The organism is Bradyrhizobium sp. HKCCYLRH2060, assembly GCF_051168135.1.
In the GTDB taxonomy this organism is placed as follows: domain Bacteria; phylum Pseudomonadota; class Alphaproteobacteria; order Rhizobiales; family Xanthobacteraceae; genus Bradyrhizobium.
Genome location: NZ_JBNPUK010000016.1, coordinates 26,513 through 53,494, shown reverse-complemented (window position 1 = coordinate 53,494; position 26,982 = coordinate 26,513). Strand labels below are relative to the sequence as shown.

Annotated in this window: 20 protein-coding genes; 8 read left to right on the top strand and 12 right to left on the bottom strand. The window is 65.7% G+C overall.

All coding sequences use genetic code 11. From position 1 onward, the window contains the following. Positions 1-64 precede the first annotated feature (64 nt). From ACQR10_RS26400 to ACQR10_RS26360, 9 genes are all read right to left on the bottom strand, one after another. Complete coding sequence (locus ACQR10_RS26400) at positions 65-967, bottom strand: SMP-30/gluconolactonase/LRE family protein (RefSeq protein WP_434912113.1); 903 nt, start codon at positions 965-967, stop codon at positions 65-67. 199 nt (positions 968-1,166) lie between these two features. Further along, entirely contained in the window at positions 1,167-3,212 is a 2,046-nt protein-coding gene (locus tag ACQR10_RS26395) for a PQQ-dependent sugar dehydrogenase (protein WP_434912112.1), read from the bottom strand. Positions 3,213-3,221: 9 nt separating this feature from the next. Beyond that, positions 3,222-4,505, bottom strand: a complete 1,284-nt coding sequence (gene nhaD / locus ACQR10_RS26390; RefSeq protein WP_434892311.1) for a sodium:proton antiporter NhaD — start codon at positions 4,503-4,505, stop codon at positions 3,222-3,224. A 115-nt stretch (positions 4,506-4,620) separates the two neighbouring features. Further along, positions 4,621-6,147 carry a cryptochrome/photolyase family protein gene (locus tag ACQR10_RS26385; protein ID WP_434912111.1) on the bottom strand — a complete coding sequence of 509 codons (1,527 nt, stop codon included), beginning with the start codon at positions 6,145-6,147 and terminating at the stop codon, positions 4,621-4,623. Between the two features lie 30 nt (positions 6,148-6,177). Next, positions 6,178-6,771 carry an RNA polymerase sigma factor gene (locus ACQR10_RS26380; RefSeq protein WP_315801270.1) on the bottom strand — a complete coding sequence of 198 codons (594 nt, stop codon included), beginning with the start codon at positions 6,769-6,771 and terminating at the stop codon, positions 6,178-6,180. Positions 6,772-6,933: 162 nt separating this feature from the next. Further along, positions 6,934-7,584: a ChrR family anti-sigma-E factor gene (locus ACQR10_RS26375; protein WP_315749232.1), complete on the bottom strand. Its 651-nt coding sequence runs from the start codon at positions 7,582-7,584 to the stop codon at positions 6,934-6,936. Then, a complete protein-coding gene (locus ACQR10_RS26370; RefSeq protein ID WP_315772520.1) occupies positions 7,581-8,126 on the bottom strand; it encodes a sigma-70 family RNA polymerase sigma factor in 546 nt (181 codons plus the stop codon). Before ACQR10_RS26370 ends, ACQR10_RS26375 begins: the two co-directional genes overlap by 4 nt. Positions 8,127-8,331: 205 nt before the next feature. Then, entirely contained in the window at positions 8,332-8,952 is a 621-nt protein-coding gene (folE, locus tag ACQR10_RS26365; protein WP_315714899.1) for a GTP cyclohydrolase I FolE, read from the bottom strand. Between the two features lie 90 nt (positions 8,953-9,042). Beyond that, positions 9,043-10,779 carry a methyl-accepting chemotaxis protein gene (locus ACQR10_RS26360; protein WP_316183363.1) on the bottom strand — a complete coding sequence of 579 codons (1,737 nt, stop codon included), beginning with the start codon at positions 10,777-10,779 and terminating at the stop codon, positions 9,043-9,045. Between the two features lie 570 nt (positions 10,780-11,349). On the opposite strand from ACQR10_RS26360, the gene ACQR10_RS26355 reads away from it, so the two are divergent. After that, a complete protein-coding gene (locus ACQR10_RS26355) occupies positions 11,350-12,936 on the top strand; it encodes a B12-binding domain-containing radical SAM protein (protein WP_316183364.1) in 1,587 nt (528 codons plus the stop codon). A gap of 380 nt (positions 12,937-13,316) precedes the next feature. Next, positions 13,317-15,674 (top strand): efflux RND transporter permease subunit, encoded by a 2,358-nt coding sequence (locus ACQR10_RS26350; protein ID WP_316183365.1) that lies wholly within the window; start codon positions 13,317-13,319, stop codon positions 15,672-15,674. A 319-nt stretch (positions 15,675-15,993) separates the two neighbouring features. Here the strand turns inward: ACQR10_RS26350 and ACQR10_RS26345 are convergent, their stop codons facing one another. Then, positions 15,994-16,488 carry a hypothetical protein gene (locus ACQR10_RS26345; RefSeq protein ID WP_316183366.1) on the bottom strand — a complete coding sequence of 165 codons (495 nt, stop codon included), beginning with the start codon at positions 16,486-16,488 and terminating at the stop codon, positions 15,994-15,996. Positions 16,489-16,965: 477 nt separating this feature from the next. Between ACQR10_RS26345 and ACQR10_RS26340 the strand changes: the two genes are divergently transcribed. The 5 genes from ACQR10_RS26340 (at position 16,966) to ACQR10_RS26320 (ending at position 21,502) form a co-directional block, all read left to right on the top strand. Then, a complete protein-coding gene (locus ACQR10_RS26340; protein ID WP_315801265.1) occupies positions 16,966-17,202 on the top strand; it encodes a hypothetical protein in 237 nt (78 codons plus the stop codon). Between the two features lie 225 nt (positions 17,203-17,427). Next, positions 17,428-18,306, top strand: coding sequence for a squalene synthase HpnC (hpnC, locus tag ACQR10_RS26335; RefSeq protein WP_315801264.1), 879 nt, complete (start codon positions 17,428-17,430; stop codon positions 18,304-18,306). Continuing rightward, positions 18,303-19,142, top strand: a complete 840-nt coding sequence (hpnD, locus tag ACQR10_RS26330; protein WP_315801263.1) for a presqualene diphosphate synthase HpnD — start codon at positions 18,303-18,305, stop codon at positions 19,140-19,142. Before hpnC ends, hpnD begins: the two co-directional genes overlap by 4 nt. Continuing rightward, complete coding sequence (hpnE, locus tag ACQR10_RS26325; protein WP_316183367.1) at positions 19,142-20,392, top strand: hydroxysqualene dehydroxylase HpnE; 1,251 nt, start codon at positions 19,142-19,144, stop codon at positions 20,390-20,392. The genes hpnD and hpnE overlap by 1 nt, the downstream gene beginning before the upstream one ends. Positions 20,393-20,737: 345 nt before the next feature. Continuing rightward, positions 20,738-21,502, top strand: coding sequence for a phosphorylase (locus ACQR10_RS26320; protein WP_410051994.1), 765 nt, complete (start codon positions 20,738-20,740; stop codon positions 21,500-21,502). Positions 21,503-21,720: 218 nt separating this feature from the next. Here the strand turns inward: ACQR10_RS26320 and hpnH are convergent, their stop codons facing one another. Together hpnH and ispH are read right to left on the bottom strand one after the other, a co-directional pair. After that, positions 21,721-22,869, bottom strand: a complete 1,149-nt coding sequence (gene hpnH, locus ACQR10_RS26315) for an adenosyl-hopene transferase HpnH (RefSeq protein WP_316183626.1) — start codon at positions 22,867-22,869, stop codon at positions 21,721-21,723. A gap of 34 nt (positions 22,870-22,903) precedes the next feature. Then, positions 22,904-23,830, bottom strand: coding sequence for a 4-hydroxy-3-methylbut-2-enyl diphosphate reductase (gene ispH / locus ACQR10_RS26310; RefSeq protein ID WP_315801259.1), 927 nt, complete (start codon positions 23,828-23,830; stop codon positions 22,904-22,906). Between the two features lie 487 nt (positions 23,831-24,317). Here ispH and ACQR10_RS26305 point away from each other — a divergent pair, with 487 nt between their 5' ends. Next, positions 24,318-26,918: an MMPL family transporter gene (locus ACQR10_RS26305; protein ID WP_434840196.1), complete on the top strand. Its 2,601-nt coding sequence runs from the start codon at positions 24,318-24,320 to the stop codon at positions 26,916-26,918. The last annotated feature ends 64 nt before the right edge of the window (positions 26,919-26,982 follow it).

Sequence of the window (26,982 nt, the reverse complement as noted above, 5' to 3'; positions counted from 1 at the left end):
CTGGCATCCATTTTGGAAGACGGTCCGTCCTTGATGACGAATAGCCGGCCGAGATGATTCCATTTCAGCACTTCCCCATCTGCACACAGTGCTCCCGGCCTTCGACGTCCGTGCGAAAGGATTCGACGAAGCCCCCCTGGCGCTGGGTCACGTATACACTCTTGCCGTCGCTGCCGCCGAAGGCGAGGTTGGTCGGCTCCTTGGCTTTCAGCGCGATATCCCTGATGACGCGCCCGTTCGGTGCCAGCACGGCGATCGTGCCCTTCAGGATGCGGGCGACCAGCAGGCGGCCGCTCACATCGGTGCGAAGGCCGTCGATGGTGTTCGGCTCGAACGTCTTGATCAGCTTCGGGCGTGTCAGCGTCTCGCCCTCGATCGCGTAGGACCAGATCTCGCCGCTGTTGGATTCCCCGACATAGAGGGTGCGGCCGTCGGGGCTGAGGTCGATGCCGTTGGTGGTGCCCATCGCCCGCGGTACCGCCATCGCCTCGCCCTGCATCGTCCCGTCGGCGCTCTTGGCAATGCGCCAGATGCGGCCGCTGCGCGCCTTCCAGTTCGGATCGCTCGCATAGATCGTGCCGTCGCGCGACAGCGTGATGTCGTTGGGCTGGCTCATGTCGTCGGCATGGAAGACGAGATGCGGCGCGGTCTCGCCCGGTGCGATGGCAAAGATGTTGTGCTTCTTGTAGTCGGCGATGAACATCGTGCCGGCGGCGTCGATGCGGATCGCATTGCCGACGCTGCCGTCGGGCAGCTCGGTGAATTTCTCTGACGTGGTCGCCTCAGGTGCGAGCCGGCCGATCGTGCCGGGCTTGCCGAGATTGACGACGAAGAGATTGCCGTCGCGATCGACGGCGGGCCCCTCGATGCCGAAGGTGTATTCGCCGGAAGGTGTGAGCTGCGCGCTCTCGAACAGTTTCGAGGTGGCCAGGGCAGGGACGGTCGCGAGGGCGAGCGTGACGAGCATCGCCCAACAGGAGATGCGTAGGGTGGGCAAAGGCGCGATACGCCACTGCGCGCGCCACAACGCGCTCTCGTGCGCGCCGTGCCCACCATCACGGAGACAGGTGCCCGCGGCCGGCGGGCACGGCGCGCGCGAGATTGCGTTTTGGCGGAGGAAGCGTCGCCCTGCGCCTTTGCCCACCCTACGATTCATCGCGGCATCGTCAGAGCGGCACCAGAAGCTGCTGTTGGATGTAATAGCCATCATCGTCCGTGCAGGCGCCGTTGAGATAGGTGTCGGCCGGCCGGAAGAAACGGCTGAAGCCGGGCTTATTGACGGCAGACCTCTCGGTCACCACGACGATCTTGCCGAACGGAATGTCGCCGCATTCGCGGCCATCAGCGGCGAAGAACTTGCGGTGCGGCGGTCCGCCGGGCTTGACGCGCATCCGCGTGCCGGGAACCATGCGCGCGACGAGGTCGTCGGCAACATCAAGCAGCTTCGCATAGCCTGGTTCCGTCTTGATCAGATCAGCGCCGGGCGGCATCTGTCGCTCGGCGCCTAATCCGCGCAGCCGCTGACGCAGCCGGCCGGATTCGGGATCGCCGGGATAGATCCAGCCGTCCTGGGCCAGCATGAAGCGCAGCACCGCAAGGTCCTTGTCTCGGTCGGACTGTCCGGCCTTGAGACCGAAATCCGAATGGCAGCCGCTGCAATGTCTCTCGACGAGGGTCCTGCGCACCGTCGCCAGCCGCGTGCGGTTCGTGCCATCGTCCATCACCAAGGCGGCCAGCCGGTCGATCAACTGATCGCTTCTGACATCGCAGGGCAGCGGCTCGGGCGCAGCCTCGCTGGTGCGGTCGATGCGGATCACGGTCTGGTTCTTGTCCTCGACCAGCCAGAGCGCGCCGTCGTCGGCCACGGTCATGCCGACCGGCGCGCCCTGCGGCCGGATGCCGTTGACGCGATGCCAGCCAGCAATGATCTCGTCGAACGCGGCCGCGCGCGCCGGACCGGCCGCGGTCTGGAAGGCGCGCGTCGGCTCGGCGGCACAGCTCACGTGATAGCGCACCGGCGGCGGGCTCATTTTGGGAAAGCCGTGCTCGTCGACCTCATAGGCGAGCAGGCGGCTGCCGGTCGGGCGATAGCCGTGCAGGCCGACCAGCAGCCTGCCATTCAGCTCCTCGAAACGATCGCCCGTGTAGTAGAGCATGCCGAGCGGTGCACCATGCGGCGGCAGCAGCGACCACGGCTGCTGATAGTGCGAGGCTGTCGTGCAGAAGCTCTTGAGCGTTCCGGATTGCAGCACGCGCCTGAACTCCGGGCTCGGCGTGGCGAGGTCGTAGCAATAGGGCCAGCCATAGTGGCGCCCTTGCTCGATCGCGTTGATCTCCTCGTTCGGTGCGAACACGTCCTGCAGGTCGCGCGCGTTCTCGCCCTGCAGGAAGGCGGTGCCGGGATCGGGAAAGCGCGGATGCAATGCCAGCGCCATCGAGTTGCGCAGGCCGCGGGCGTAGACCTCATGCGGGGGCGAGGGATCGCCGGGCTGCAGCGCCGCAAAGACACCACCGGCCGGTGGCGTGAACAGCCAGATCGCGGCGAGTGCCGAAGGGCCTTCGCCCGCGGCGCAGGGCTGCGTGATCGGCGCCGGCGACAGGCAGTTGTCGCTGGGCGCGCCGATATTGACGAACAACCGTCCGGTGCGGTCGAAGGCGAACGCCTTCAGCGGATGCGCACTTTCCGACAGGCGGGTGCCGTCGGGCAGCGTGAGGCGGCGTCCCGGCAGGTCGCGGATGATGGTCTCGATCGTTGCTCTCGGATCGGCCGCGAGCGGATCGAAGCGGAAGATCGACGTGTCGGTGGAGGCGTAGATGCGGCCGCCAGGGCCGGCCGCAAGTCCGAACGGATAGGATAGCCGCGTGATCACTTCGCGGAGGCGCTGGCCGGCCGGCGCCGCGGGATCGAGGATCAGCAGCCGGCCGTCATCATGGCCCCAGCCGCCCATGTCCGCGATCACGAACTGCCGATGGCCGGGGATCTGCATGATGCCGCGGGGAAATCTCAGGCCGTCGTCGCGGCTGGCGACGAGGCCGGCGCAGAAGCCGGCCTTCATGTCGATCCGCAGCCGTGGAAAGGCGAGGGGCGCTTCGCCGCAGCTCTTCGCGCCGAGCGCGTAGCCGCTCTTGAGCGCCACGTCGTCGGCGCGGCCGTCGCCCGCGCCGAGCAGCAGGGTCGCGACGACTGCCAGAATGCGCCACGACCAGCTCATGCGATCCGCTCAGTGCAGCAGGTTGTATTGGATGATGTAGGCCGCGGCGCCCGCGAAGTAGCCGAGCAGGGCGATGCCGCTGATGCGGCGCACGTACCAGAAGAAGTGGATGTTCTCGAGCCCCATCGCGGCGACGCCGGCCGCCGAGCCGATGATCAGGATCGAGCCACCGGTGCCGGCGCAATAGGCGACGAACTCCCAGAGGAAACTGTCCGGCGGAAACTGGCTCAGGCTGTACATGCCCATCGACGCCGCGACCAAGGGCACGTTGTCGATCACGGCGCTGGCGAGCCCCAGCACGATCACGATCAGGTCGAGCCGGCCGACGCTGCGGTCGAGCCATTGCGCCAGCGCCTCCAGGATGTGGGTGTGCTCGAGCGCGGCCACCGCCAGCAGGATGCCGATGAAGAACACGATCGAGGGCATGTCGATCCGAGTCAGCGCATGCACCAGGGTCAGGCGCTGCTTCTGCTCGAAGGCCTTCTCGCGATGGACGATCTCGCCGACCATCCACAACAGGCCGAGGCCGAACAGGATGCCCATGAACGGCGGCAGGTGCGTCACCGCCTTGAACACCGGCACGGCGACCAGGATGCCGAGGCCCATGAAGAACATCAAATTGCGCTCGAACGGCAGGATCGGGCTGATCGAGGCGAGGCCGGCGCTCGCCGGCGGCACGAGCTGCTTGCCGCGCAGGGTGAAGCTGATGACGGCAAGCGGGACCAGCAGGTTCAGGAGCGAGGGGATGAAGACCGACTTCATGATCGCGAGCGGCGTGATCTGACCGCCGATCCACAGCATGGTGGTGGTGACGTCGCCGATCGCCGACCAGGCGCCGCCGGCATTGGCGGCGATGACGATGATCGATGCGAAGACCAGGCGGTCCTCGTCGCGGCCGGACAGCTTCTTCATCAGCGACACCATCACGATCGCGGTGGTGAGGTTGTCGAGCATGGCGCTGAGGAAGAAGGTGACGAAGCCGACCAGCCAGACCAGCGTGACCTGGTTGCGGGTGCCGATCAGCGAGGTCACGACCTCGAAGCCGTTATGGGCGTCGATCACCTCGACGATGGTCATCGCGCCGATCAGGAAGAAGATGATCTGGGCGGTCGAGGCCACGGACTCGTTGAGCTCGGCCGCGACCGCCGGAGCCGTGCCGCCCATGACAGCATAGACGGTCCACATCAGGCCCGCGCCGACCAGGGCGGTGGCCGCCTTGTTGATCCGGAACGGGTGCTCCAGCGCCACCACGGCATAGGCGAGCGTGAAGACGGCGACGATGGCAGCGGTCATGAGTGAGGCATTCCGGGCTTGATCGGCGGAGGGGCGGGATGGAACTGCCCAAGATATGACCGATCGGCGTCCGGCCAGCAAGCCGTGAGCGCTGTTCAGACCGGCGAACGCCGGATTACACCAGGGCCGACACGATCGCGTCGGCGTGGTTGCGGATGGCGCGGATCTCCGCCGCGCTGCGGCGCTCGAGATTGACGTACTGGTTGCGCATGCGACCATTATTGGCGAAGCGGCGGCGGTGCTTGGCGAGGAAGCTCCAATACAGCGTCGTGAACGGGCAGGCGCTGTCGCCGGTCGCCTGCTTCGGATCGTAGCGGCAATTGCGGCAATGGTCGCTCATGCGGTCGATGTAGTGGCCCGACGCCGCATAGGGCTTGGTGCCGACCACGCCGCCATCGCCGTGCTGGCTCATCCCGAGTGTGTTGGGCAGCGACACCCAGTCGATGGCGTCGTGGAACATCGACATGTGCCAGAGGTGCACGTCGTAGGGCCGGACGCCGAGCAGCATCGCGAACAGGCCGAGCACCATCAGCCGCTCGATGTGATGCGCATAGGCATGGTCAATGGTGTGGCCGATCGCCTGCGCCAGGCAGCGCATCTCGGTCTCGCCGGTCCAGTAGAAGCGCGGCATCGGCAGGCTGGCGTCGAGCGCGTTCTCATCGGCGTAGTGAGGCATGCGCTGCCAATAGATGCCGCGCACGAATTCCCGCCAGCCGATGATCTGGCGGACGAAGCCTTCGAGAGCGTTCAGCGGCGCGTTGCGGCTTTCGAGCGCGGCCGTGACCACCTCGCGCGGGTTCAGCATGTGCAGGTTCAGCGCCCCCGACAGCCGCGAGTGATACAGGAACGGCTCGTCGCTCAGCATCGCGTCCTGATAGGTGCCGAACAGCGACAGCCGCCAGGCGACGAAGTCCGACAGCTCCGTCAGCGCGTCGACGCGCGACACCGGCAGGTCGAAGCGGCCGAGCTTGCCCGGACTGTTGGAGAAGCGCGCCGCGACCAGCTTGAGCACGTCGCGCGTGATCGCGTCGGGAGCATAGGATCGGGGCACGGGAATAGGCGGGCGGCTCCTGCCGAACCCCTTGCGGTTCTCGGCGTCGAAATTCCAGCTGCCGCCGACCGGGCGGCCGCTGTCGTCGATCAGGATGCCGGTCTTGCGCCGCATCGCGCGGTAGAACGTTTCCATGATCGGGCGGGGATGGCGCTCGGTGAAGGCGTCGAACTCGTCGGCCGTGCACAGGAAGTGGCGGTCGGCGCGGATGTCGGGCCGCTGCGGCAGCTTGCGCAAGCCCTCGCGCACGCGAAAATCGCCGGGCTCCAGCACGATCGTCGCCGCCGGCTGCAGCGCGGCCTGATGCCGCGCAATCTCGCTGTCGAGCGTGCCGGTGTTGGCGGGATCATCGAGCCGGACATAGTGGACGGTACGGCCGCGGCCCTCGAGATCGGCGCGGAAGTGGCGCATCGCCGCGAAGAAATAGGCGATGCGCATCTTGTGCTGCGGCACGTAGCTCGCCTCGTCGGTGACCTCCATCTGCAGCACGGCATCCTGCTCCGGGTCGAAGCCGTCGAAGGCCGCCGAGTCCGCATCGAGCTGGTCGCCCAGCACGACGACGAGATGTCTGACGGGACGTGTCCTGATCATGATACGTTGGTCATCGCGCCATGCCGACGATCAGGCCGCCACGGTAACCGCGTGGGCCTGGCCGAGACAATCCTTGCGCACCGTGAGCAGGCTGCGATGCAGCCAGGTCTTGATGGTGCCGACCGGCACGCCGAACCGTTCCGACAGCCGCGTCCGGCTTTCGCCCTCGAGATAGGCGAGCGCCAGCAGCCGTCGGCGCTCCTCCGGCAGCCGCTCGAGCGCCTCGCGGGCGATCGGTTCCGCCAGCGCGTAGTCGAACTCGTCGTCGGCGGCGCTGTCAGCGGGATCAGGGATCGCGAGCGCCTCATCGAGCTCCGAGGTCGGCACGCCGGTGGCGCGCAGCGCATCGATCGCGGTGTTGCGCATGATGGTGCACATCCAGGTGATGGGCGAGGCGCGCGCCGGGTCGAAGCTCGCGGCATGCCGCCAGATCTTCAGGTAGCCATCTTGCAGGATGTCGTCGAGGTCGGCCGAGGAGGGCAGCAAGGCGCGCACGGTCTTCCGCATCTTCAAGATCGTTGCAGCATGCAGCTCGGCAAAGGCTTGCTCGTCGTTGCGTCCGGCACGGGCCAGCAAGCCGCCGAGATGCGCGACGTACCCCTTATCCGCGCTTGCTGATCGCATCTGTCTCCTCCATGCGCTTCCTGAGCGGAAACGGGTCAGAGTCCGATGCGGATCACCCGAATGCTTGCGGTCATGGTTGCGAGGAGCGAAACGACGAAGCGATCCAGGCCCTCCGCGTCGCTCCGGATTGCTTCGCGGCGCTCGCAATGACGGCGGAGCAATTCAGAGCCGGACGAATGGGCTGATCAGCCGGCCGAGCAGGCCGTGCATGCGCAGGTCGCCGGTCATGGCGACGAGGCAGAGGCAGGGGCCCTCGTCACCGACCACCGGACGATGGTCGACCTCGTCGTCGCCATAGTCGAAGTCGCCGGGTCCGTAATAGCCGCCGAGATGGCTGAAGCTGCCCTTCAGCACGCAGGTCAGCTCGTTGCCGGAATGCGTATGCTCCAGCATCCGCGCCCCAGGCTCCGAGCGCAGCAGGAAGGCGCGCGATTTGCCGGTGCCCGGCAGCAGGATCGGGCGCATGCTGATGCCGGGCGCCACACGCCGGCGCTTGCCGATCTTGCAGCGCTTGACCATCTCGGGGAGGTCGGCGAGCTCGGGATCGTGCTCGGCGACCTCGCTCACCTGTGGCGCCGCCTGCGGGCGTCGATCGATGCGTGCCATCACGGCATCGAACGCATCCGCGCCCGTCGCGATCGGCTCGGCCGCATCCAGCGAGGCGCCGGCGAGCTGCTCGATGGCGCGGACGAAGCGCTGGCATCGGCCGCAATCGGCAACATGGACACCGACGACCAGCCGCTCGGCCTCGTCGAGCGCACCAGTGGCGAAGTCGGCCAGCAGGTCTTCCGGCGGGTGGTGGCTGATCGTCATGTCGCGTCGTCCAACAGGTCTCTCAGGCGATTCATCGCCAATCTGATTCGTGACTTTACCGTACCCAGCGGCAGGCCGAGCACCGCCGCGATTTCCGAATGCGGTCGTTCTTCAACGAACGACAGGCGGATCACGGTGGATTGCTCCACCGATAATCTTTCGATCGCGGCCGCCACCCGTGTGGCATCTTCGACACGCGAGACGATCTGGTCGGCTGCGGGCGTCGGATCGGCTTCCTCGTCGCGCCCCACTTCTCTGCTCAGCCGGCTGTCGCGGGCGGCCTTGCGCGCGGCGTCGATCCGCTGGTTTCGCGCGATCGTGAAGATCCAGGCGGCCGCGCCGGCCGTCGACGGATCGAATTGACCCGCCTTGGTCCACACCGCCACCATGGTGGATTGCGCGATTTCCTCAGCGTCGTCGGCGTTGCAGCCGGTCTTGATGAGGAAACCTTTGATGCGGGGCGCAAAATGCGCAAACAGGGCCTTGAATGCCTCGCGATCGCCGCGCGCGGCGACGCGTCCGATCAATTCAGCCCAGTCCACAGTCGCCTTCGGCCCTCTGCTCACATTCACCCTGGTACGGGCACTGAAGGCCCGTGCAAATCGATGCCGGGACGATGCCACGTTCCATTGCGCTAATCCAGTCGCTCTCAGTCGCGTGGTCATGGTCCCCGGCACGCTGCTTGACCCTGGATAACGTGGACCATGGACGGCTGGATCACAGCGGGCGGAGGATTTTCCGGCCCCTTCAATCCTTCAGGTCGGAATTGACCATCGCCAGGAACTCCTGGCGGCTCATCGGGTCGGTGCGGAAGCAGCCGAGCATGCGGCTGGTGGTGAGATCGACGCCGTGCTTCTTGACGCCGCGCGAGCTGATGCAGTGATGGGCTGCCTTGATCACGACCGCCACGCCCTGCGGCTGCAGCACCTCGTCGATGATGTTGGCGATCTCGGCGGTCATGCGCTCCTGGATCTGCAGCCGGCTGGCATAGGCCTCGACGACCCGGGCGAGCTTGGAAATCCCGACCACGCGGTTGCGCGGCACGTAGCCGACCCAGGCGCGGCCGATGATGGGCGCCATGTGGTGCTCGCAATGGCTCTGGAACGGGATGTTCCGCAACAGCACCATCTCGTCGTAGCCGGCCGTCTCCTCGAACGTCTTGCGCAGATACTCCTCGGGGTTCTGCTCATAGCCGGAAAAATAGCTCTTGTAGGCCCGCGCCACGCGGGCCGGGGTCTCGGAGAGACCCTCGCGTGACGGATCCTCGCCGATCCAGGTCAGGATGGTGCGGATGGCGTCCTCGACGTCATCCTGGGTGACCGCGACCGGGTCGCAGGCGAACGGAAGTTTCTTGGCTGTCTGGCGCACGACGGCTCTCCAAAAACCAAGAAACGGTTCCGGTGTCGGAACGGATCACGTCTTGCGGGGGCGATTTCCGCAACCGAGGGCTCGCCCCGGTCAGCTCGCCTTGCGCAGCCGCATCTCCGCGGACGGACCCGAGCGCAGGTTCTGGAAGAACTTCTCGACCTCGTTGGCGAGCGTCTGCGCGGTCGCGTTGAGGTCGCCGGACGCCGACAGGACGGAGGCGGCGGCCGTCGAGGTCTCACTGATGGCGTCGCGGAGCGAGCCGATGTTCATGACCAGCGTCTGGTTGCCCTGGGCGGTCGACTGCGCGTTGGTCGAGATCTCCCGCGTCGCCTGGTCCTGCTGCTGGATGGCATTGGAGATGTTCGAGGTGATCTCGTTGATGCCGCGGACCGCCTGGCCGATCTCGCGGACCGCGTCGACCGCGGTCTTGGTCGAGGCCTGGATCAGGCCGACGTTCTGGCTGATCTCCTCGGTCGCCTTGGCCGTCTGCCCAGCCAGCGCCTTGACCTCATGAGCGACGACGGCAAAGCCGCGGCCGGCCTCGCCGGCGCGGGCGGCCTCGATGGTCGCATTCAGAGCGAGGAGGTTGGTCTGCTCGGCGATGGTCTGGATCAGGGTCAATACGCCGTCGATGCGCTGGGTGGCGGCGGCAAGGCCCTCGATCTCCGTGACCGACTTCTCGGTGCGTTGGCCGGTCTGCTCGACGGCGCCGGCCGACTGCCGGATCTGCCGGCCGATCTCCTCGACGGACGTCGACAACTCCTCGGCGGCGCTCGCGACGGCGGAAACGTTGGTCGAGGCCTGCGACGTCGCGCCGGCTGCGGTGACCGCGCGCTCGTTGGCGTCCGCCGTCAGCCGCGTGATCGCCTCGGCGGTGGCGCGCATCGCGGCGGCGTTCTCGGTGACGGTCCGCATCACGCTGCCGATTGCGGTGCGAAATTCCTCGACCGCGGTTTCGATGTGGCGGGCCCGGGCTTCGCGGATTTCGGAGTCCTGCGAGACCTGGACGTTGAGGTCGCGGTTGTGGGCCATCGCCTGCTGGAACACGCCGATGGCGCGGGCCAGCTCGCCGACCTCGTCGGCGCGCCCGGCATACGGCACTTCGACGTTCTCGGCGCCGGTGGCGACCTGGCGGATCGTCTCGGTGATCTGAGACAGCGGCCGAGCGATCGAGCGAGCGATGATCACCACGCCGGCTGCGACCAGAACCAACATCAAGCCGCCAAGGCCTGTCAGCATGAGCGAGAGCTTGTTGTTCAGCGCCGCCTTCTCGGCGATCTTTCCTCCGCGCTCGACATAGACTTTGGACAGCGCTTCGAGGTCCGTGTTGAGCGCCTTGCGCACGGAGCGATTGGCGTCGTTGTCGCCCCACTCGCGTCCCGCAGCCGGGCTGATTTCATTGGCGCGGCGGACCAGTTCGGCGCGGAATTCGACGAATTGCTCGATCCGCTTCTTGAACGTTGCGAATTGCTGGGCGTCGTCGGCCTGTACGATCGCCTGCCACTTGTCGACGACCTTCAGAATCTCGGCGTTGAATTTGAGCAAGCCGTTGCCGTATTGCTTCACGACGGCCGGGTCTGTCGACATGTAGACGCCACGCGACTCCATCACGACGGCATAGACGAGGCCGTTGACCAGCTGAACGTTGTGAGCGGCGAGATTGGCCGTCTCGATGGCTTTGATGAGCTCCGTGGCCCGCCGCGAGTTGTAGTCGGACAGCCAGGTGATTGCGGCGGTCAATAGCGCAAACAACGCGAAGATTGCATAGAGCTTGACTGCGATGGATCGGCGCGTGGCCGTCTTCGTTGACGTCGGGCGTGAGGTCATGAGGTGAGACACCGCGAGTTTTTGCTGCGACGGAGGAGGCGCTTGATTGTTAATAGTTATGCAAAACCTTCATGGAGAAAGCGTTAAGTGGACACCGTCAGTATTATACAACCACAGCGTACTTTGCTTGGCGTTTCAATCGATTAGTTGGTGCTCCGCAGCAGGGGCGGGCGCCGGGGCGTCCGGTTGACTACGGAGGGCATGCGCCCTTTCGAGGCCCCTCGTTCCCTTGCAAATGCATTGCAAACCAGTGACCGCGCGCACGCGCGCTCAGCAATTGGTCGCCGATCGGAGACAGGCGGGAGCGGTCGTCGCGCTCGACCGATCGATGATCCATCTGATTGGAACCTTGGATCGCCCGTCGCATTCCGCCATCCGTATTGCGATACATTGGATCAGGTCGCGTCTGATCATGCCTGGCAGCGTGAGCATCGGGCACGCGGCGGGGACGTCGCGCCTTGCGACAGGAGCGGAAAACTCGATCGCACCTCAACTTTTCCGGAAGGGGTGGCGAAGCCTTGTCTTCGGCCGTAAGGTAACCAGTTAGCGGGTTGTCGCGAGGGGCAGTCGATGAGATTCGAGGGCATCGAAACGGTACGTCGCATTCTCTGTGTGTTTCCGCGCTACACCTCGTCGTTCGGAACCTTCGAGCATGCCTATCCGCTCACCGACGGCATCCAGGCCTTCATGCCGCCGCAGGGGCTGCTGCTGATCGCGGCCTATCTTCCAAGCTCCTGGCAGGTGCGCTTCATCGATGAGAACATCCGCCCGGCGCGGGACGAGGATTTCTCCTGGGCCGAAGCGGTGTTCGTCAGCGGCATGCACATCCAGCGTCAGCAGATGAACGACATCTGCCAGCGGGCGCACGCGTTCGACCTGCCGGTCGCGCTCGGCGGCCCTTCGGTCAGCGCCTGCCCGGACTACTATCCGAGCTTCGACTATCTGCATGTCGGCGAGCTTGGCGATGCGACCGACGAGCTGATCGCGCGGCTGGCGCGGGATCCGTCACGGCCTGCGCAGCAGGTCGTGCTGCGGACCAGCGAGCGGGTGGCGATGACCGATTTCCCGGTGCCGGCCTATGAGCTCGCCGAGGTGAAGAAGTACTTTCTCGGCAGTATCCAGTATTCCAGCGGCTGTCCCTATCAATGCGAGTTCTGCGACATCCCCGGCCTCTATGGGCGCAACCCGCGCATCAAGTCGCCGCAGCAGATCATCGCCGAGCTCGACAAGCTCAGGGAATGCGGCGTCACCGGCTCGGTCTATTTCGTCGACGACAATTTCATCGGCAACCGCAAAGCCGCGACGGAGCTGCTGCCGCATCTGATCGAATGGCAGAAGCGCACCGGCTATGTGATGCGGCTCGCCTGCGAGGCCACGCTCAACATCGCCAAGCGGCCCGAGATCCTGGAGAAGATGCGCGAGGCCTATTTCATCACCATCTTCTGCGGCATCGAGACGCCCGATCCGGATGCGCTGACGGCCATGCAGAAGGATCACAACATGATGGTGCCGATCCTGGAGGGGATCAGGACCATCAACAGCTACGGCATGGAGGTCGTCTCCGGTATCATCATGGGGCTGGACACCGACACGCCGCAGACCGCGGACGCGCTGCTGCAGTTCGTCGAGGAGAGCCGGATCCCGCTGCTCACGATTAATCTGCTGCAGGCGCTCCCGAAGACGCCCCTGTGGGATCGCCTCGAGCGCGAGGGCAGGCTGGTCCACGACGACGGTCGCGACTCCAACGTGAAATTCCTGATGCCCTATGACGAGGTGGTCACGGCGTGGCGGCGCTGCATGGAGGTGGCCTATGAGCCGGAGCGGCTGTTCGCGCGCTACAAGCACCAATGCGACACCACCTACGCCAACCGCATCGAGGTGCCGGTCAGCGACGAGATGAAGAGCTGGCCGAACGTCAGGCGCGGCCTGGTCATGATGGGCAAGATCTTCTGGAAGGTGGGCGTGCTCGGCGACTACAAGCGGCCGTTCTGGCGCTTTGCCTGGAGCCAGCTCAAGCGCGGCGAGATCGAGAATTTCATCGCCGTGACGCTGATCGCGCATCACCTCATCATGTTTGCGCGCGCCGCCTCGCGCGGGCATCAGAACGCGTCGAACTACTCGATCCGGCTGCGCGAGGCCGCCCTTCCTGCGGGGTGATGGCCTCGCCGGGGCAGGGCAGCGGGGCGCTCGCCGGCGCCGCGGCCTGCTCCGGCAAGGACGGCTCAGTCGGATACCGGTCCTTGAGTCGTTCAGGTTTCGAGCCCCGCGTCCGTCGGGGCCGTCCACCTCTTTTCAAGCACGGCAGAATCGTGGCGTGATCGGAAGCCGTCGCGGCTCGCCGTCTTGTGTGGCCGCGCAAGGTTGCGGCCGGGGAGTGAACCCTGCTAGACCGCCTCGACGAATTTTCACGTGTTTTCAAGGATTAGCTTCGGCTGCGGGCCACAATGCGGTCATCTCTGCTTCGCTGAGCGGCCTTATTTCTGCCCTATGCGCTCAGGCCTTCCGAATTGGGCCGCGCCCCAACCACTGGACACCGCATGCTGGAAGTCAGGCACGACAACGAAGTCCATGTCGAGAAGGTCGAGCACCGGCCGGCCGACAGCATCGCCTTTGGCATCGAGCGGCTCGGCCTCCTCGCGGTCAAGGCTCCGATCTTCTCCTGCGTCGTCCTGCTCGTTCTCATCGTGGCGGCGGTGTTCGGCATCAAGCGCATCCAGATCGACGATTCGCTCAGCCAGCTGTTTCGCTCCGACAGCAAGGAATTCCACCAGTACGAGGAGGTGACGAAGAAGTTCCCGGCCGAGGAATTCGACGTCCTCGTCGTGGTCGAGGGCAAGACCCTGCTGGCCCGCCAAAACCTCGAGAAGCTTCGTGACTTCGTGACCGACCTGCAACTGGTCGAGGGCACCCGGGGCCTGGTGTCGCTGTTCTCGGCCCGTCAGGCGCCGGCGCCCGGCAAGCTGCCGGCCGCGCTGTTTCCGTCGGATCTGCCGGAGGGCGAGGCCTACGACAAGTTCATCGAAACGGTGAAGTCCAACGAGATCATCCGTGGCAAGCTGTTGTCGGAGGACGGCACGCTGGCCCTGATCGTGCTGTCGCTCGAGCCCAAGGTGGTCGCCTCGAACGATCTCGGGAAGGTGGTGGGCGACATCCGGAAGCTGATGGCGGAGGACCTCGGCGACACCGGCCTGAATGTCCAGCTTTCCGGCGTGCCGGTCATGCAGCTCGAGATCCGCAACGCGGTGGAGCGTGACGGGCTAACCTACAACATTCTCGGCATTCTCGCCGGCTGCGTCATCGCCATCATCTTCTTCCGCAAGGTCTCGTTCATGATCGCGGCGGCGTTTCCGCCGCTGATCGCGATCATGCTCGCGCTCGGCGCGCTCGGGTGGGCCAATTTCAATCTCAACATGTTCCTGAACGTGATGACGCCGCTCATCATGGTCATCAGCTTCTCCGATTCGATGCAGCTCACCTTCGCCGCTCGCGACCGCCTGATCGCGGGGCAGGACAAGGTGACGGCGTTCAAGAACGCCGTGCTGGTCGTCGGCCCGGCTTGCGTCCTGACCCACGCCACCGCCGGCATTTCCTTCATCGCCCTGCAGTTCTCCGACAGCGACCTGATCCGCAAGTTCGGCGAGGCGGGGCTCGCCGCCACCATCATCGCGCTGGTCGCGGTGCTGTCGCTGGTGCCGGTGTTCGGCGTGCTGCTGGTGCGGAACGAGAAGACGTTCGCGGTCAAATTCCAGGGCGCCGACGCCGGCGTCCAGGCGCTGCGCAATTTCTGCTACTGGATCGCGGTGCGCATGGTCGGCCGTCCCGGCCTGTTCAGCCTGATCGCGGTGCTGTTCGTCGGCTCGCTCGCGGTGGTGTATTCGACCCTTGAGCCGCGCTATCGCCTCGCCGACCAGGTGCCGGACAAGCAGCAGGCGGTTGCGGCGAGCAACCGGCTCGATGCCAAGCTGACCGGCGCCAATCCGGTCAACGTGCTCATCCAGTTTCCGAAGGGCGCCTCGCTCTATGCCCCGGAGACCCTGCAGACCATCGCCGACGTCCATGCCACGGTCGAGAAGACCGCGGGTGTCGGCAACGTCTGGTCGGTCGAGACGCTCCGGCGCTGGCTGGCCGAGAAGGCCGGCTCGTCGGATACCGCGACCCTGCAGGAATACGTCAATCTGATCCCCGAGCATCTGGTGCGCCGCTTCATCGACAAGGAGCAGGATGCGGTGGTGGTCGCCGGCCGTGTGCCGGATGTCGACTCCAGCCAGCTGCTGCCGGTGGTCGACAAGCTCGACCACGAGCTCGATGCGGTGAGAAAGAAGCATCCCGGCTATGAAATCGCCGTTACCGGTCTCGCCGCCATCGCCGCGCGCAACTCGGCCGGCATGATCGAAAAGCTCAACCATGGGCTGACGATCGAGTTCGCGCTGGTGGCGATGTTCATCGGGCTGGCCTTCCGGTCCTGGGTCGTCATGCTCGCCTGCATCCTGCCCGGCATCTTCCCTGTCGTGATGTCGGGGACCGTGCTGTGGGCAATGGGGGAGGGGCTGCAATTCGCCAGCGTGGTGGCGCTCACGGTCTCCTTCGGCCTCGGCCTGTCGGCCACCATCCACTTCCTGAACCGGCTGCGGATGGAGAGCGCGCCCGGCGTCAGTGCCGCAGTCGCCGTGGAGCGGGCCACCGTGCTGGTCGGACCGGCGCTGATCCTCACCACCGTGGTGCTGGCCTGCGGCCTGGTCGTCACCGTGTTCTCGGATCTGCCGTCGCTGCGGCTGTTCGGTTGGCTCAGCGCGTTCTCGATGGTGGCGGCGCTGTTCGCCGATCTCTTCATCCTCCGCCCGACCGCGATGTTCCTGATCAACCTGTCGCAGAAGCTCAAGCGCAAGCCGCTCTAGCCCAGGCTGTTGCGTAAACCAGGGCCGTTATACCCGCGAAAGCGGGTGATCCAGTACGCCGTGGCCTATCGGTTCAACTACGACAGCCTCTGGAACACTGGGCGCCCGGTCCTGTCTGCGCCTTCGGCTTCGACGCGGCTAAACACCTCGGGGGCGTGCCGAAGCGTGAGCGAAGGCGGCAAGCCGGGCGACGACGACGGTGGGTCTCATTCGTATCCGACGGCTGCGGAAGCACCGCAAAACAAAACGGCCCTGACATTGTCAGGGCCGTTTGCGCATTCGACTGCCCGTGAGCGCGCGACGCGCTCCGGTCCAAAGATCAGGTCTTCGACATCGTGATGTTGACGCCGCGAATCTCGCCCTTGGAGGAGATCTGCACGACCTGCTTGTTGCCGCTGGTCCGCAGGGTGATGCTGGCGGCGAAGCCGGCGGCCTGCACGAACACGTCGATCTGGCCGTTGCCGGCGGTGCCCTGCAGCTCGCCGTTCACGTTGCGGCTGGATTCGCTCCAGTTGCCGGAGATGCGGTCGCCCTGGCTGGTGACGTCACTGGACAGGAGGAACTTGTAGCTGTCGCTGGCGCATTGCAGGCTCTGCTTCAGATTGGCGCCGGCCACCTTGTAGCTGGCCTTGCAGCGGATGCGCTCGGTGGTGCCGTCCGACAGCGCGACCGTGCCGTTGCCCGACCACGAGCCGTCGAAGCCGGCGAACGGGCCCGACTGAGCGTGAACTGCGGTCGCCGCCACGAACAGTGCCGCTCCGAGACCGGCGGCCTTGACGACGTGCCCAGAGAAAGGTGAGCCGAACAGTTTCATATCGAGTTTCCCATCCAAAATGACACCGCTGTGTCGGCGTATGCCGCCGCTTCGAACACTTGGTGTTCTCGCCGAAGGTTAGGTTCAAATGACGGCCGGTCGGGCGCTGCGACCGGATGCCATGATGCCCGCCGATACCGTGCGACCGGTCGGCGCCGAATGGTCGTCCTCGCAAGACGGCTGCACGCAAGCCGCCTCGACGGCGCCCGCATCTAACGGTCCGCGCGGCATGCTTGCAACAGCCAAATGCGAAAAACGTGTTCCGAGAATAACGCCCTAGTATCAACGCCTTGTTTGTGCCAAAGCTGTGATCTCCGAGCTTGATCCGCTCGGGATCATAGGGCGCAAATTTGGCCGCATTTGGCAGCGTACCTCCGGCGCTGGGGGGCTTGCGGTCCTTGCCAAACCAAACAGGTGTTTCCCGGGCAGCATCGGCGATCCGGGAGGTCTCCTCTGCTGTCAAAATGAAGGAACACGATGCGTAAGATTTTCCTGGCACTTTCCCTGCTGTCGTCGGTGTCCGTTTCCACCGGTGCGTTCGCGCAAGGCCGCGGCGGCACGCCCGAAGAGCAGGCGGCCTGCACGCGTGACGTTCAGAAGTTCTGCCGTGCGGTCATCGATCAGGGTGACTTCACGATTCTGGCGTGCCTCAAGGAGAACCGCCCCAAGATCAGCTCGGCCTGCGATCAGGTGCTGAAGACCCACAACCAGTAAGCGGTTGCCGTTCGGAACGGTTGTTTCCGAACTCTCTTGGTTAACGACCGCCGGCCCGCCCCCTCGGGGCAGGACGGCGGTTCGCTTCTATGGGCTGCCCGACATCGATTGCATTGGTTTTGGCGGGATCTTCGCCTATATGGGGGGCGAGCAATCCGTTCGCATGAGCGAAGCGGCGGGCATTGTTTTCGGTAGCGCCCCTTCAACCTGATAGCTGTTTCGTCCATGACCACCGCGAGCGATTTGCGATCCGGCAAGACACACCGGGACGAGAACTTTCCGGTGGCGTCGTGGATCATCCGTCCTGAGCATCGGGCGCTGATCCTCGCCTTCTACAATTTCGTGCGCACCGCCGACGACATCGCCGACCATCCGAGCCTGCCGGGCGACGAGAAGCTGCGGCTGCTCGACCTGCTCGAGGCTGAGCTGACGGGAACGGGCGAGACCCAGGACGTCGCCGTCAGCCTGCGCCGGGCGCTCGCCGGGCGCGGCATGTCGCCCCGGCACGCGCTCGATCTGCTGGTTGCCTTCCGGATGGACGTGACCAAGCTGCGCTACGAGAACTGGGACGAGGTCATCCACTACTGCCGCTATTCGGCGATGCCGGTCGGCCGCTTCATGCTCGATGTGCACGGCGAGTCCACCGCGACCTGGCCGGCCTCGGACGCGATCTGCGCCGGCCTTCAGATCAACAACCACCTGCAGGACTGCGGCAAGGACTACAAGGCGCTCAACCGCGTCTATCTGCCGCGTGACGCGCTGGCCGAAGCCGGCGCCACGGTCGAGATGCTCGGCGCAGCCAAATCGTCGCCGCAGCTCTTGAGCTGCCTGCAGAAGCTCGCCGTCCGCAATGCGGCGCTGCTCGAGGAGGGCAGGGACCTCAACAGCGGCGTCAAGGATTTCCGCTTCGGACTGGAGATCGCCGTGATCCAGGCCTTCGCCGACCGCATCGTGGCGTTGCTGAAGGTGCGCGATCCGCTGAGCGAGCGCGTGCACCTGTCGCCCATCGGCATGCTCGGTCTCACCTTCACCTCGGTGATGGGCGAGATCGGCCGCCGCGTGGCCGGGCGTCATCCCCAGACCAAATCGGCAGCCGGCGCATGACCCTCGAGGCGACCGCGGATAACGTCGATCACGGCACGGCGGCCTCCGGCAGCTCGTTCTATGCCGCCATGCGCATCCTGCCGCGCGCCCAGCGCGATGCGATGTTCCAGGTCTACAGCTTCTGCCGCGAGGTCGACGACATCGCCGATTCCGACGGCCCGCGGCCCGAGCGGCTGGCAGCGCTGCAGAAATGGCGCGACGACATCGACGCGCTGTACCAGGGCAACCCGCCGCCGCGGCTGCGCGACTATGTCGCGTCGGTGAAGACCTTCGGACTGAAGCGCGAGGACTTCCTCGCCATCATCGACGGCATGGAGATGGACGTGCCGGCGGAGATCCGCGCGCCCGATCTCGCCACGCTCGACCTTTATTGCGACCGCGTGGCGAGCGCGGTCGGCCGCCTCTCGGTGCGCATCTTCGGCATGCCCGAGGAGGACGGCATCCTGCTCGCGCACCATCTCGGCCGCGCGCTGCAGCTCACCAACATCCTGCGCGACATCGACGAGGATGCCGGCATCGGCCGGCTCTACCTGCCGCGCGAGGCGCTGCTGTTCGCCGGCATCACCAGCGACGATCCGGTCAAGGTGATGCAGGAGCGGGCGCTGCCCAAGGTCTGCAACTCGGTAGCGGTCAGGGCCAAGACGCATTTCGAGAAGGCCGACGAGATCATGCGGCGAAATCGTCGGCGCGCCGTGCGGGCGCCGCGGATCATGTCGAAATATTATCGCGCCGTGTTCGACCTCCTGCTCGAACGCGGCTTCGCGCTGCCGCGCGAGCCCGTCCGCGTGAGCAAGCTCACGAAGATCGGCATCATCCTCCGTTACGCAATCATCTGATGCAGAAGACAGCTCACATCATCGGCGCCGGCGTGTCCGGCCTTTCCGCCGGCGTGCGGCTCGCCAACGCGGGCTACATCGTGCACGTCCACGAGGCCACGCAGCAGCTCGGCGGCCGCTGCCGGTCCTATTACGACGCCGCGACCGACCTGGTGATCGACAACGGCAACCATCTGCTGCTGTCGGCCAATCATCACGTGCTGTCCTATGCCCGTGCGATCGGCTCGGAAGCGGGGCTGGTCGGGCCGGAGAAGGCGCAGTTCGCATTCGTCGACATCCGGAGCGGCCAGCGCTGGCTGCTCGATCTCGGCAACGGCCGGCTGCCGCTGTGGGTGTTCGACGAGGGCCGCCGCGTGCCGGATACCAAGCTCGGCGACTATCTCGCATTGTCGCCGCTGATTTGGGCCGGCACGTCCAAGACCATCGGCAGCACGATTCCCTGCAAGGGCGCGCTGTACGACCGGCTGGTGCAGCCGCTGCTGCTCGCGGCGCTGAACTGCGATCCGCCGGAGGGCTCGGCGGGGCTCGCCGGCGCCATCGTCCGCGAGACGCTGTTGGCCGGCGGTCAGGCCTGCCGGCCGCTGATCGCGCGCGACGGGTTGTCGGGCGTGCTGATCGATCCGGCCGTGAAATTCCTGGAAGGCAAGGGCGGCAGCGTCCGGATCGGCCGCGAGCTGCGCGGCCTCGACAATGCAGGCGGTCGCGTCACCGGGCTCAGGTTCGGCGGTGATGAAACCGTCGCGCTCGGTCCCTCCGACGTCGTGGTGCTCGCCGTGCCGCCGCGGCCGGCGATGGCGCTGCTGCCGGGACTCACGGGGCCGACGAAATATCGTGCCATCGTCAATGCCCATTTCCGCATCACGCCGCCGCGCGATGCACCAGCTCTGCTCGGAGTGGTCGGCGGCCTGGTCGAGTGGCTGTTCGCCTTCCCGCAGCGGCTCTCGGTCACCATCAGCAATGGCGATCGCCTGGTCGACATGCCGCGCGAGGAACTCGCCGCCGCGATCTGGGCCGACGTCTGCAAGGCCGCCGGGATCTCGGGCGAGCTGCCGCCGTGGCAGATCGTGCGCGAGCGTCGCGCCACCTTCGAGGCGACGCCGGAGCAGAACGCGCTCCGGCCCGGAGTGAAGACGGCGTTCGGCAATCTCGCTCTGGCGGGGGACTGGACCGATACCGGCCTGCCAGCAACCATCGAAGGCTCGGTGCGCTCCGGCGACCGCGCCGCGAATCTCCTGCTCGGGCACGGCTGACGGGCGCAGGGCTGCCGAATCCGGCCGCGCCGTCACGCCGCCCCCCGCCCCGAGTCTCACATTTTCGTGGCGTAGTTCTTGCTTAAAGTTCAACGCCTGGAGGCGCTGACGCGATCTGTTCCAGGGCGGAACAGGGGTCGGCGGGGCCAAATGGCAACACCCGGCAAAAAACGCATCGGGTGCGGGTGCAGTGCGGCGCAAACGGGGTTTCCTCGTGGAAATTTTCTGCGTAATCCTCGGTTTGTTAAGGTCTTTCCGCTCTGGCGCCGCCGCGGCTGAGGCTTTGGAACAAGAGACGGAGACGTCGGATCACGCGACGTCCGAGAAGGTGTCAGGGGTCGGATTGTGAAGTTGGGGATGGGGGACGACACGTCCGCGGATCGCCCGATTGATCCGCGGCCGGTCTTGGTCGTGACGGGCTTGGTGCAGGAGGCCCGGATTGCTGCCGGGCCCGGCATGATGGTGATCTGCAGCTCGAGCGACCCCAGACAGTTGCGCTCGCTGCTCACCGTGTTCGATCCGACCTCGATCCGCGGCGTCGTCAGCTTCGGCGTGGCCGGTGGCCTCGATCCGAGCCTCAAGGCCGGCGACATCGTCGTCGCCACCGAGGTGACCGCCGGCGATGCCCGCTGGCTGTCGGGCCTGTCGCTGCGCGAGGAGCACATCGCCCGCGCCGCCCTGAAGAAGCGCCGCGTCGTGCGCGGCGTGCTCGCCGGCGCCGAAGAGGTGGTGGTGGCGCAGGCCCGCAAGGCGGCGCTGCGCATGAAGACCGGCGCGGCCGCGGTCGACATGGAGAGCCACATCGCTGCCGCCTATGCCGCCGAGTACGGGCTGCCGTTCGCGGCGCTGCGGGTGATCTCCGATCCCGCCCATCGCACCCTCCCGTCGCTCGCCAAGGACGCCATCAAGCCGAATGGCGACATCGACCTGCCGATGATCCTGCGCGGCGTCGCCCGCAATCCGGCCGTGCTGCGTGGTCTGGTGTCGACGGGCATCGAGTTCAATCGCGCCCTGCGCTCGCTGCGCGGCGCCCGCGACCTGCTGCTGAGCGGCCTGCTGGCGGCCGAGCATTTCCTCGAGACCGAGACGCTGGCCGCCGCCGAAGCGTAAGGCGCCGGCTGGCGAATGATCGTCGGCTTTATCGGCTAAGGCTCCGATAATCCCGCTTGCTCCGTCGCTGCGCTCGCAATGACGTGTGGAAAGAGCTTCGCTCAGAGGCGCAATCCCTGCACCGAAACGGAGCGGCGCCTACGAGCCCATAGCACCTCAACGAAAAACGGCCGCCGGTTGCCCGGCGGCCGTTTCGTTGTGGACTGATCTCAGCGGCCTCAGGCCGCGGTCGAGGCCTTCTGCTGGGCTTCGACGGCCTCGTCCTTGCGGATCTCGGAGAGGCGCTTCTGCACCTCCGACGAGAACACGTATTGCGCCGGGCGCTGCTTGGAGAGGTCGATCTCCGGCGCCATCGGGCCTTCGGTCTTGATGCCGCGCAGCGACACGAACATCGCCTTGATCGGGTTGGTCAGCGCCGCATTGGCGGCGGTCGCCTCATAGCCGCAATGCGCCATGCAGTCGGCGCACTTCTCGTACTTGCCGGTGCCGTAGGAATCCCAGTCGGTGGTCTCCATCAGCTCCTTGAAGGTCTTGGTGTAGCCTTCGCCGAGCAGATAGCAGGGCTTCTGCCAGCCGAAAATGTTGCGCGCAGGCATGCCCCAGGGCGTGCACTCGAATTCCTGGTTGCCGGCGAGGAAGTCGAGGAACAGGCCGGAATGCATGAAATTCCACTTCTTGCCCTTGCCGAGCTTGAAGACGTCGCGGAACAGCTGCTTGGTCTTGGTGCGGTTGAGGAAGTGCTCCTGGTCCGGCGCGCGCTCATAGGCATAGCCGGGCGACATGGTGACGCCGACACCGAGCTCGGTGGTGAAGTCCAGGAACTTGGCGATCTCCTCGGCCGGGTGGCCGTCGAACACGGTGGCGTTGACGTTGACGGTGAAGCCGCGCTCCTTGGCGGCCTTGATCGCGGAGACGGCGCGGTCGAACACGCCCTTCTGCGACACCGCCTTGTCGTGATGCTCGCGCAGGCCGTCGAGATGCACCGAGAAGAACAGGTAGGGCGACGGCTCGAACAGGTCGAGCTTCTTCTCCAGGAGCAGCGCGTTGGTGCAGAGCGAGACGAACTTCTTGCGCGCGACGAGGCCGCGCACGATCTCGCCGATCTCCTTGTGGATCAGCGGCTCGCCGCCGGGGATCGCGACCATCGGCGCGCCGCATTCGTCGGCGGCGTCCCAGCACTCCTGCGCGCTCATGCGGCGGTTGAGGATCGCGTCGGGATAGTCGATCTTGCCACAGCCCGCGCAGGCCAGGTTGCAGCGGAACAGCGGCTCCAGCATCAGCACGAGCGGATAGCGTTTCCGGCCGAGAAGCTTCTGCTTCATCAGATAGGCCCCGATACGCAGTTCCTTATGGAAGGGGATTGCCATTACGTCTCTTCTTTCTGGACCAAACGAGGACCGATCAGCCCGCGACCAGCTCGGCCGGCAGGCGGAATTCGATGTTTTCTTCCCGCCCCGGGACCACCGCGACCTCGACCGGTCCGATGCGCCGCAGGGCTTCGATGACGTCGTCGACAAGCACTTCGGGAGCCGAGGCGCCGGCAGTGATGCCGACGGCCTTGGCCCCCTTCAGCCAAACCGGATCAAGCTCGCTGCCATCAGCGATCAGATAGCTTGCGACCCCGGCCTCGGTGCCGATCTCGCGCAGTCTGTTCGAGTTGGAGCTGTTGGCGGCGCCCACCACCAGGATGACGTCCACCAGCTTGCTCAAATCCCTTACCGCAGATTGGCGGTTCTGTGTCGCATAGCAGATATCCCGGATATCGGGACCTTGAAGGTCTGTAAAGCGGGCTTGAAGGGCTAAAATGATGTCCCGGGTGTCGTCCACGCTGAGCGTGGTCTGGGTAATATAGGCCAAGGGGGTGTCGAGCGGCAGAGGCAGGGCGGCCACATCGGCCACGTTCTGCACGAGGTAGACCGGGCCGGGAACCTGGCCCATGGTTCCCTCCACCTCCGGATGGCCGGCATGACCGATCAGTACCAGGGTACGTCCCTTGGACATGTAGCGCTTGCCCTGGTTGTGAACCTTCGTCACCAGCGGGCAGGTGGCATTGAGCACCGGCAGCCCGCGGGCGGCCGCTTCCTCCTCGACCGTCCGGGCGACGCCGTGGGCGCTGAACACGGTGACGGCGCGCGGGGGGACCTCGGAGAGGTCCTCGACGAAGATGGCGCCCTTGGCCTTCAGGCTCTCGACCACATGCTTGTTGTGGACGATCTCATGACGCACGTAGACCGGCGGGCCATACTTCTCCAGCGCGCGCTCCACGATCTCGATCGCACGCACGACTCCAGCACAAAAACCGCGCGGCTGCGCGAGATACACCTGCATGGGACGTCCAGCCACGTTGCCTCACTTTCGACCCGGCACCTCCGTGCGTGCGACAGGGTTGCAATAATCGCACCAGCGAGTGCCCCCAATGGCCCGCCACACGGATGGAAACGCAGGGCTTTGTGTCAAAAATCGAGCGAAGAGAAAAGCCGGTCTGCAAGTCGCTCGCATGTGATGCGTCGCACGCAGCCCCCGAGAGGTTGCAGGTAATTTAGTAATTATAAATTAGATCAATCAATTGAGTTGGTTATGCTCTCACTCGTTCGTCACTTTACCGCCGAGAACAGCCGCTATATCAGCCGGCCCGACGGTTCCGTGCATCGTTCAACTTGATCCGCCGTCGAGGGACCATCCTCGTCTTCAAGGTTGGGCCAGGCCGGGTCGGGGCGCGCTCAGGATGTGTGCGTCCGGGGCTCGCCCTGATCGGGGAACTCCGCCATGAAGCGGACGTTTCCGCCCAGCTCTCTAAACATTAGAAAGTCACGAAGTGCTGACCACGTTTGTCGTCTCGATCGTCAAGGCCTGCACCCGGTTTGCCTGGCCGACATTGATTGCGGCCCTGCTGCTCGCCGTCGGCGCGGGCTTCTATACGGCGCGTCATTTCTCGATCAATACCGACATCAACAAGCTGATTTCGCCTGATCTCGACTGGCGCAAGCGCGACCAGCAATATGAGCAGGCGTTCGATCGCGATCGCATGATCCTGGGCGTGGTCGAGGCGGCGACACCGGAGCTGACCGGCGTGGCGGCTGATGCGCTTGCCAAGAAGCTCAAGGGCGACACCGCGAACTTCTCATCGGTCGAGCTGCTCGGCGGCGGCGAGTTCTTCGCCAGGAACGGCCTGCTGTTCCTGCCGACCGAGGAGGTCAAGCAGCTCACGGACCAGTTCACGGCGGCGGCGCCGCTGGTCGAGATCATGGCCGGGGACCCCTCGATCCGCGGCCTGACCGGTGCGCTGGAGACCGGCCTTGCCGGCGTCAAGCGCGGCCAGGTCAAGCTCGATAATGCCGCGCGGCCGTTCGACTACATCTCCCAGACGGTCGAGACCGTGCTCGACAAGGGCGATGCGACCTTCTCCTGGCGCCAGCTGATCTCCGACAAGCCGCTCGAAGACAGCGACAAGCGCGCCTTCATCCAGTTCAAGCCGATCCTCGACTACCAGGCCCTGGAGCCCGGCAAGGCGGCGACGGATGCGATCCGTCAGGCGGCGGCCGAGCTCGATTTCCCGCACCGCTTTCACGCCCGCGTGCGGCTGACCGGGCCGGTGCCGATCGCCAACGAGGAATACGCCACCGTGCAGGAAGGCGCCGTCGTCAACGGCATCGGCACCGTGGTCGTCGTGCTGATCATCCTGTGGCTGGCGCTGCATTCGGCCAAGATCATCTCGGCCGTGTTCATCAACCTGTTCATCGGCCTCGCGCTCACCACGGCCGTCGGCCTGATGATGGTCGGCTCGCTCAATCTGCTGTCGGTCGCGTTCGCCGTGCTGTTCATCGGCCTCGGCGTCGATTTCGGCATCCAGTTCAGCGTGCGCTATCGCTCCGAGCGGTTCAAGAACGACAATCTTCCGGAGGCGCTGGCGGAAGCCGCGCGCCGCTCCGCGGTGCCGCTGTCGCTCGCGGCGATGGCGACGGCTGCCGGTTTCCTGTGCTTCCTGCCGACCGACTACAAGGGCATCTCCGAGCTCGGCGCCATCGCCGGCGCCGGCATGATCATCGCGTTCCTGTCGTCGATCACGGTGCTGCCGGCATTGCTGAGGATCCTCAATCCGCCCGGCGAGAAGGAGCCGGTCGGCTACGCCTTCCTGGCGCCGGTCGATCATTTCCTCGAGAAGCACCGCGTGCCGATCATCGTCGGCACGCTCGGCCTGGTCGTCGCCGGCCTGCCGCTGCTCTACTACATGAAGTTCGACTTCAACCCGATGAACCTGCGCAATCCGCGCGCCGAGTCGATCGCGACCTATCTCGACCTGCGAAAGGATCCGAACACGGGCGCCAATGCGATCGACGTGCTGACGCGCTCCGAGACCGAGGCCAAGGCGATCGAGGCCAAGCTGGCGAAGTTGCCCGAGGTGGCGCGCGTGATGTCGCTCGACAGCTTCGTCCCCGAGGACCAGCCGGCCAAATTGAAGCTGATCGCGCAGGGCGCGAAGGTGCTGGGGCCTGCACTCAACCCCGATCAGGTCGATGCGGCGCCGAGCGACAAGGAGAATGTCGACGCCCTGAACTCGACCGTCGACAATCTCCGGCGCACCGCGGGCGAGAGCAACGGGCCGGGCGCGGTCGCGTCGCGGCGGCTCGCCGACGCGCTTGCCAGGCTCGCGGGCGCCAGCGAAACGGTTCGCAACAAGGCGCAGGCGGTGTTCGTCGAGCCGTGGAAGATCACGCTGACGCAGCTCAGCGCCACTCTCCAGGCGCAGCCGGTCAGCCTCGCGAACCTTCCGCCGGAACTGGTGTCGCAGTGGAAGAGCAAGGACGGACTGATTCGGGTCGAGGCGCAGCCCAAGGGCGATCCGAACGACAACGACAATCTCAGGCGATTCGCCAACGCCGTCCTGACGGCCGAGCCCAACGCGATCGGCGGTCCGGTCTCGATCCTGAAGTCCGGTGACACGATCGTGAAGGCATTCATCCACGCCGGCATCTACTCGCTGGTCGTGATCAGCCTCCTGCTGTGGGTGACCTTGAAGCGCTTCAGCGACGTGCTCATGACGATCGTGCCGCTGCTGGTTGCGGGCGCCGTGACGCTGGAGATCTGCGTGCTGATCAAGCTGCCGCTGAACTTCGCCAACATCGTCGCCCTGCCGCTCCTGCTAGGCATTGGCGTCGCGTTCAAGATCTACTACGTGGTGGCGTGGCGCGGCGGCCGCACAAATTTGCTCCAGACCAGCCTGACCCGGGCGATCTTCTTCAGCGCACTGACGACGGCGACCGCATTCGGCAGCCTTTGGCTGTCGAGCCATCCCGGCACGTCCAGCATGGGCAAGCTGCTGGCGCTGTCGCTGGTCACCACGCTCGCCGCCGTGCTGCTGTTCCAGCCGGCGCTGATGGGCAAGCCTCGCGAGATCAAGGAGCAAGAGGGCTCGTGATCACGGAATAGAAAAAGCGGCCGATCTCTCGGCCGCTTTTTTTTTGTTCGCGTGACGGACGCCC

Bases quoted from the DNA above. Each gene is read 5' to 3' on its own strand.
- ACQR10_RS26400 (WP_434912113.1), bottom strand. From the start codon at position 967: ATGCTCGTCACGCTCGCCCTCGCGACCGTCCCTGCCCTGGCCACCTCG.
- ACQR10_RS26395 (WP_434912112.1), bottom strand. From the start codon at position 3,212: ATGAGCTGGTCGTGGCGCATTCTGGCAGTCGTCGCGACCCTGCTGCTC.
- nhaD (WP_434892311.1), bottom strand. From the start codon at position 4,505: ATGACCGCTGCCATCGTCGCCGTCTTCACGCTCGCCTATGCCGTGGTG.
- ACQR10_RS26385 (WP_434912111.1), bottom strand. From the start codon at position 6,147: ATGATCAGGACACGTCCCGTCAGACATCTCGTCGTCGTGCTGGGCGAC.
- ACQR10_RS26380 (WP_315801270.1), bottom strand. From the start codon at position 6,771: ATGCGATCAGCAAGCGCGGATAAGGGGTACGTCGCGCATCTCGGCGGC.
- ACQR10_RS26375 (WP_315749232.1), bottom strand. From the start codon at position 7,584: ATGACGATCAGCCACCACCCGCCGGAAGACCTGCTGGCCGACTTCGCC.
- ACQR10_RS26360 (WP_316183363.1), bottom strand. From the start codon at position 10,779: ATGACCTCACGCCCGACGTCAACGAAGACGGCCACGCGCCGATCCATC.
- ACQR10_RS26355 (WP_316183364.1), top strand. From the start codon at position 11,350: ATGAGATTCGAGGGCATCGAAACGGTACGTCGCATTCTCTGTGTGTTT.
- ACQR10_RS26350 (WP_316183365.1), top strand. From the start codon at position 13,317: ATGCTGGAAGTCAGGCACGACAACGAAGTCCATGTCGAGAAGGTCGAG.
- ACQR10_RS26345 (WP_316183366.1), bottom strand. From the start codon at position 16,488: ATGAAACTGTTCGGCTCACCTTTCTCTGGGCACGTCGTCAAGGCCGCC.
- ACQR10_RS26340 (WP_315801265.1), top strand. From the start codon at position 16,966: ATGCGTAAGATTTTCCTGGCACTTTCCCTGCTGTCGTCGGTGTCCGTT.
- hpnC (WP_315801264.1), top strand. From the start codon at position 17,428: ATGACCACCGCGAGCGATTTGCGATCCGGCAAGACACACCGGGACGAG.
- hpnD (WP_315801263.1), top strand. From the start codon at position 18,303: ATGACCCTCGAGGCGACCGCGGATAACGTCGATCACGGCACGGCGGCC.
- hpnE (WP_316183367.1), top strand. From the start codon at position 19,142: ATGCAGAAGACAGCTCACATCATCGGCGCCGGCGTGTCCGGCCTTTCC.
- hpnH (WP_316183626.1), bottom strand. From the start codon at position 22,869: ATGGCAATCCCCTTCCATAAGGAACTGCGTATCGGGGCCTATCTGATG.
- ispH (WP_315801259.1), bottom strand. From the start codon at position 23,830: ATGCAGGTGTATCTCGCGCAGCCGCGCGGTTTTTGTGCTGGAGTCGTG.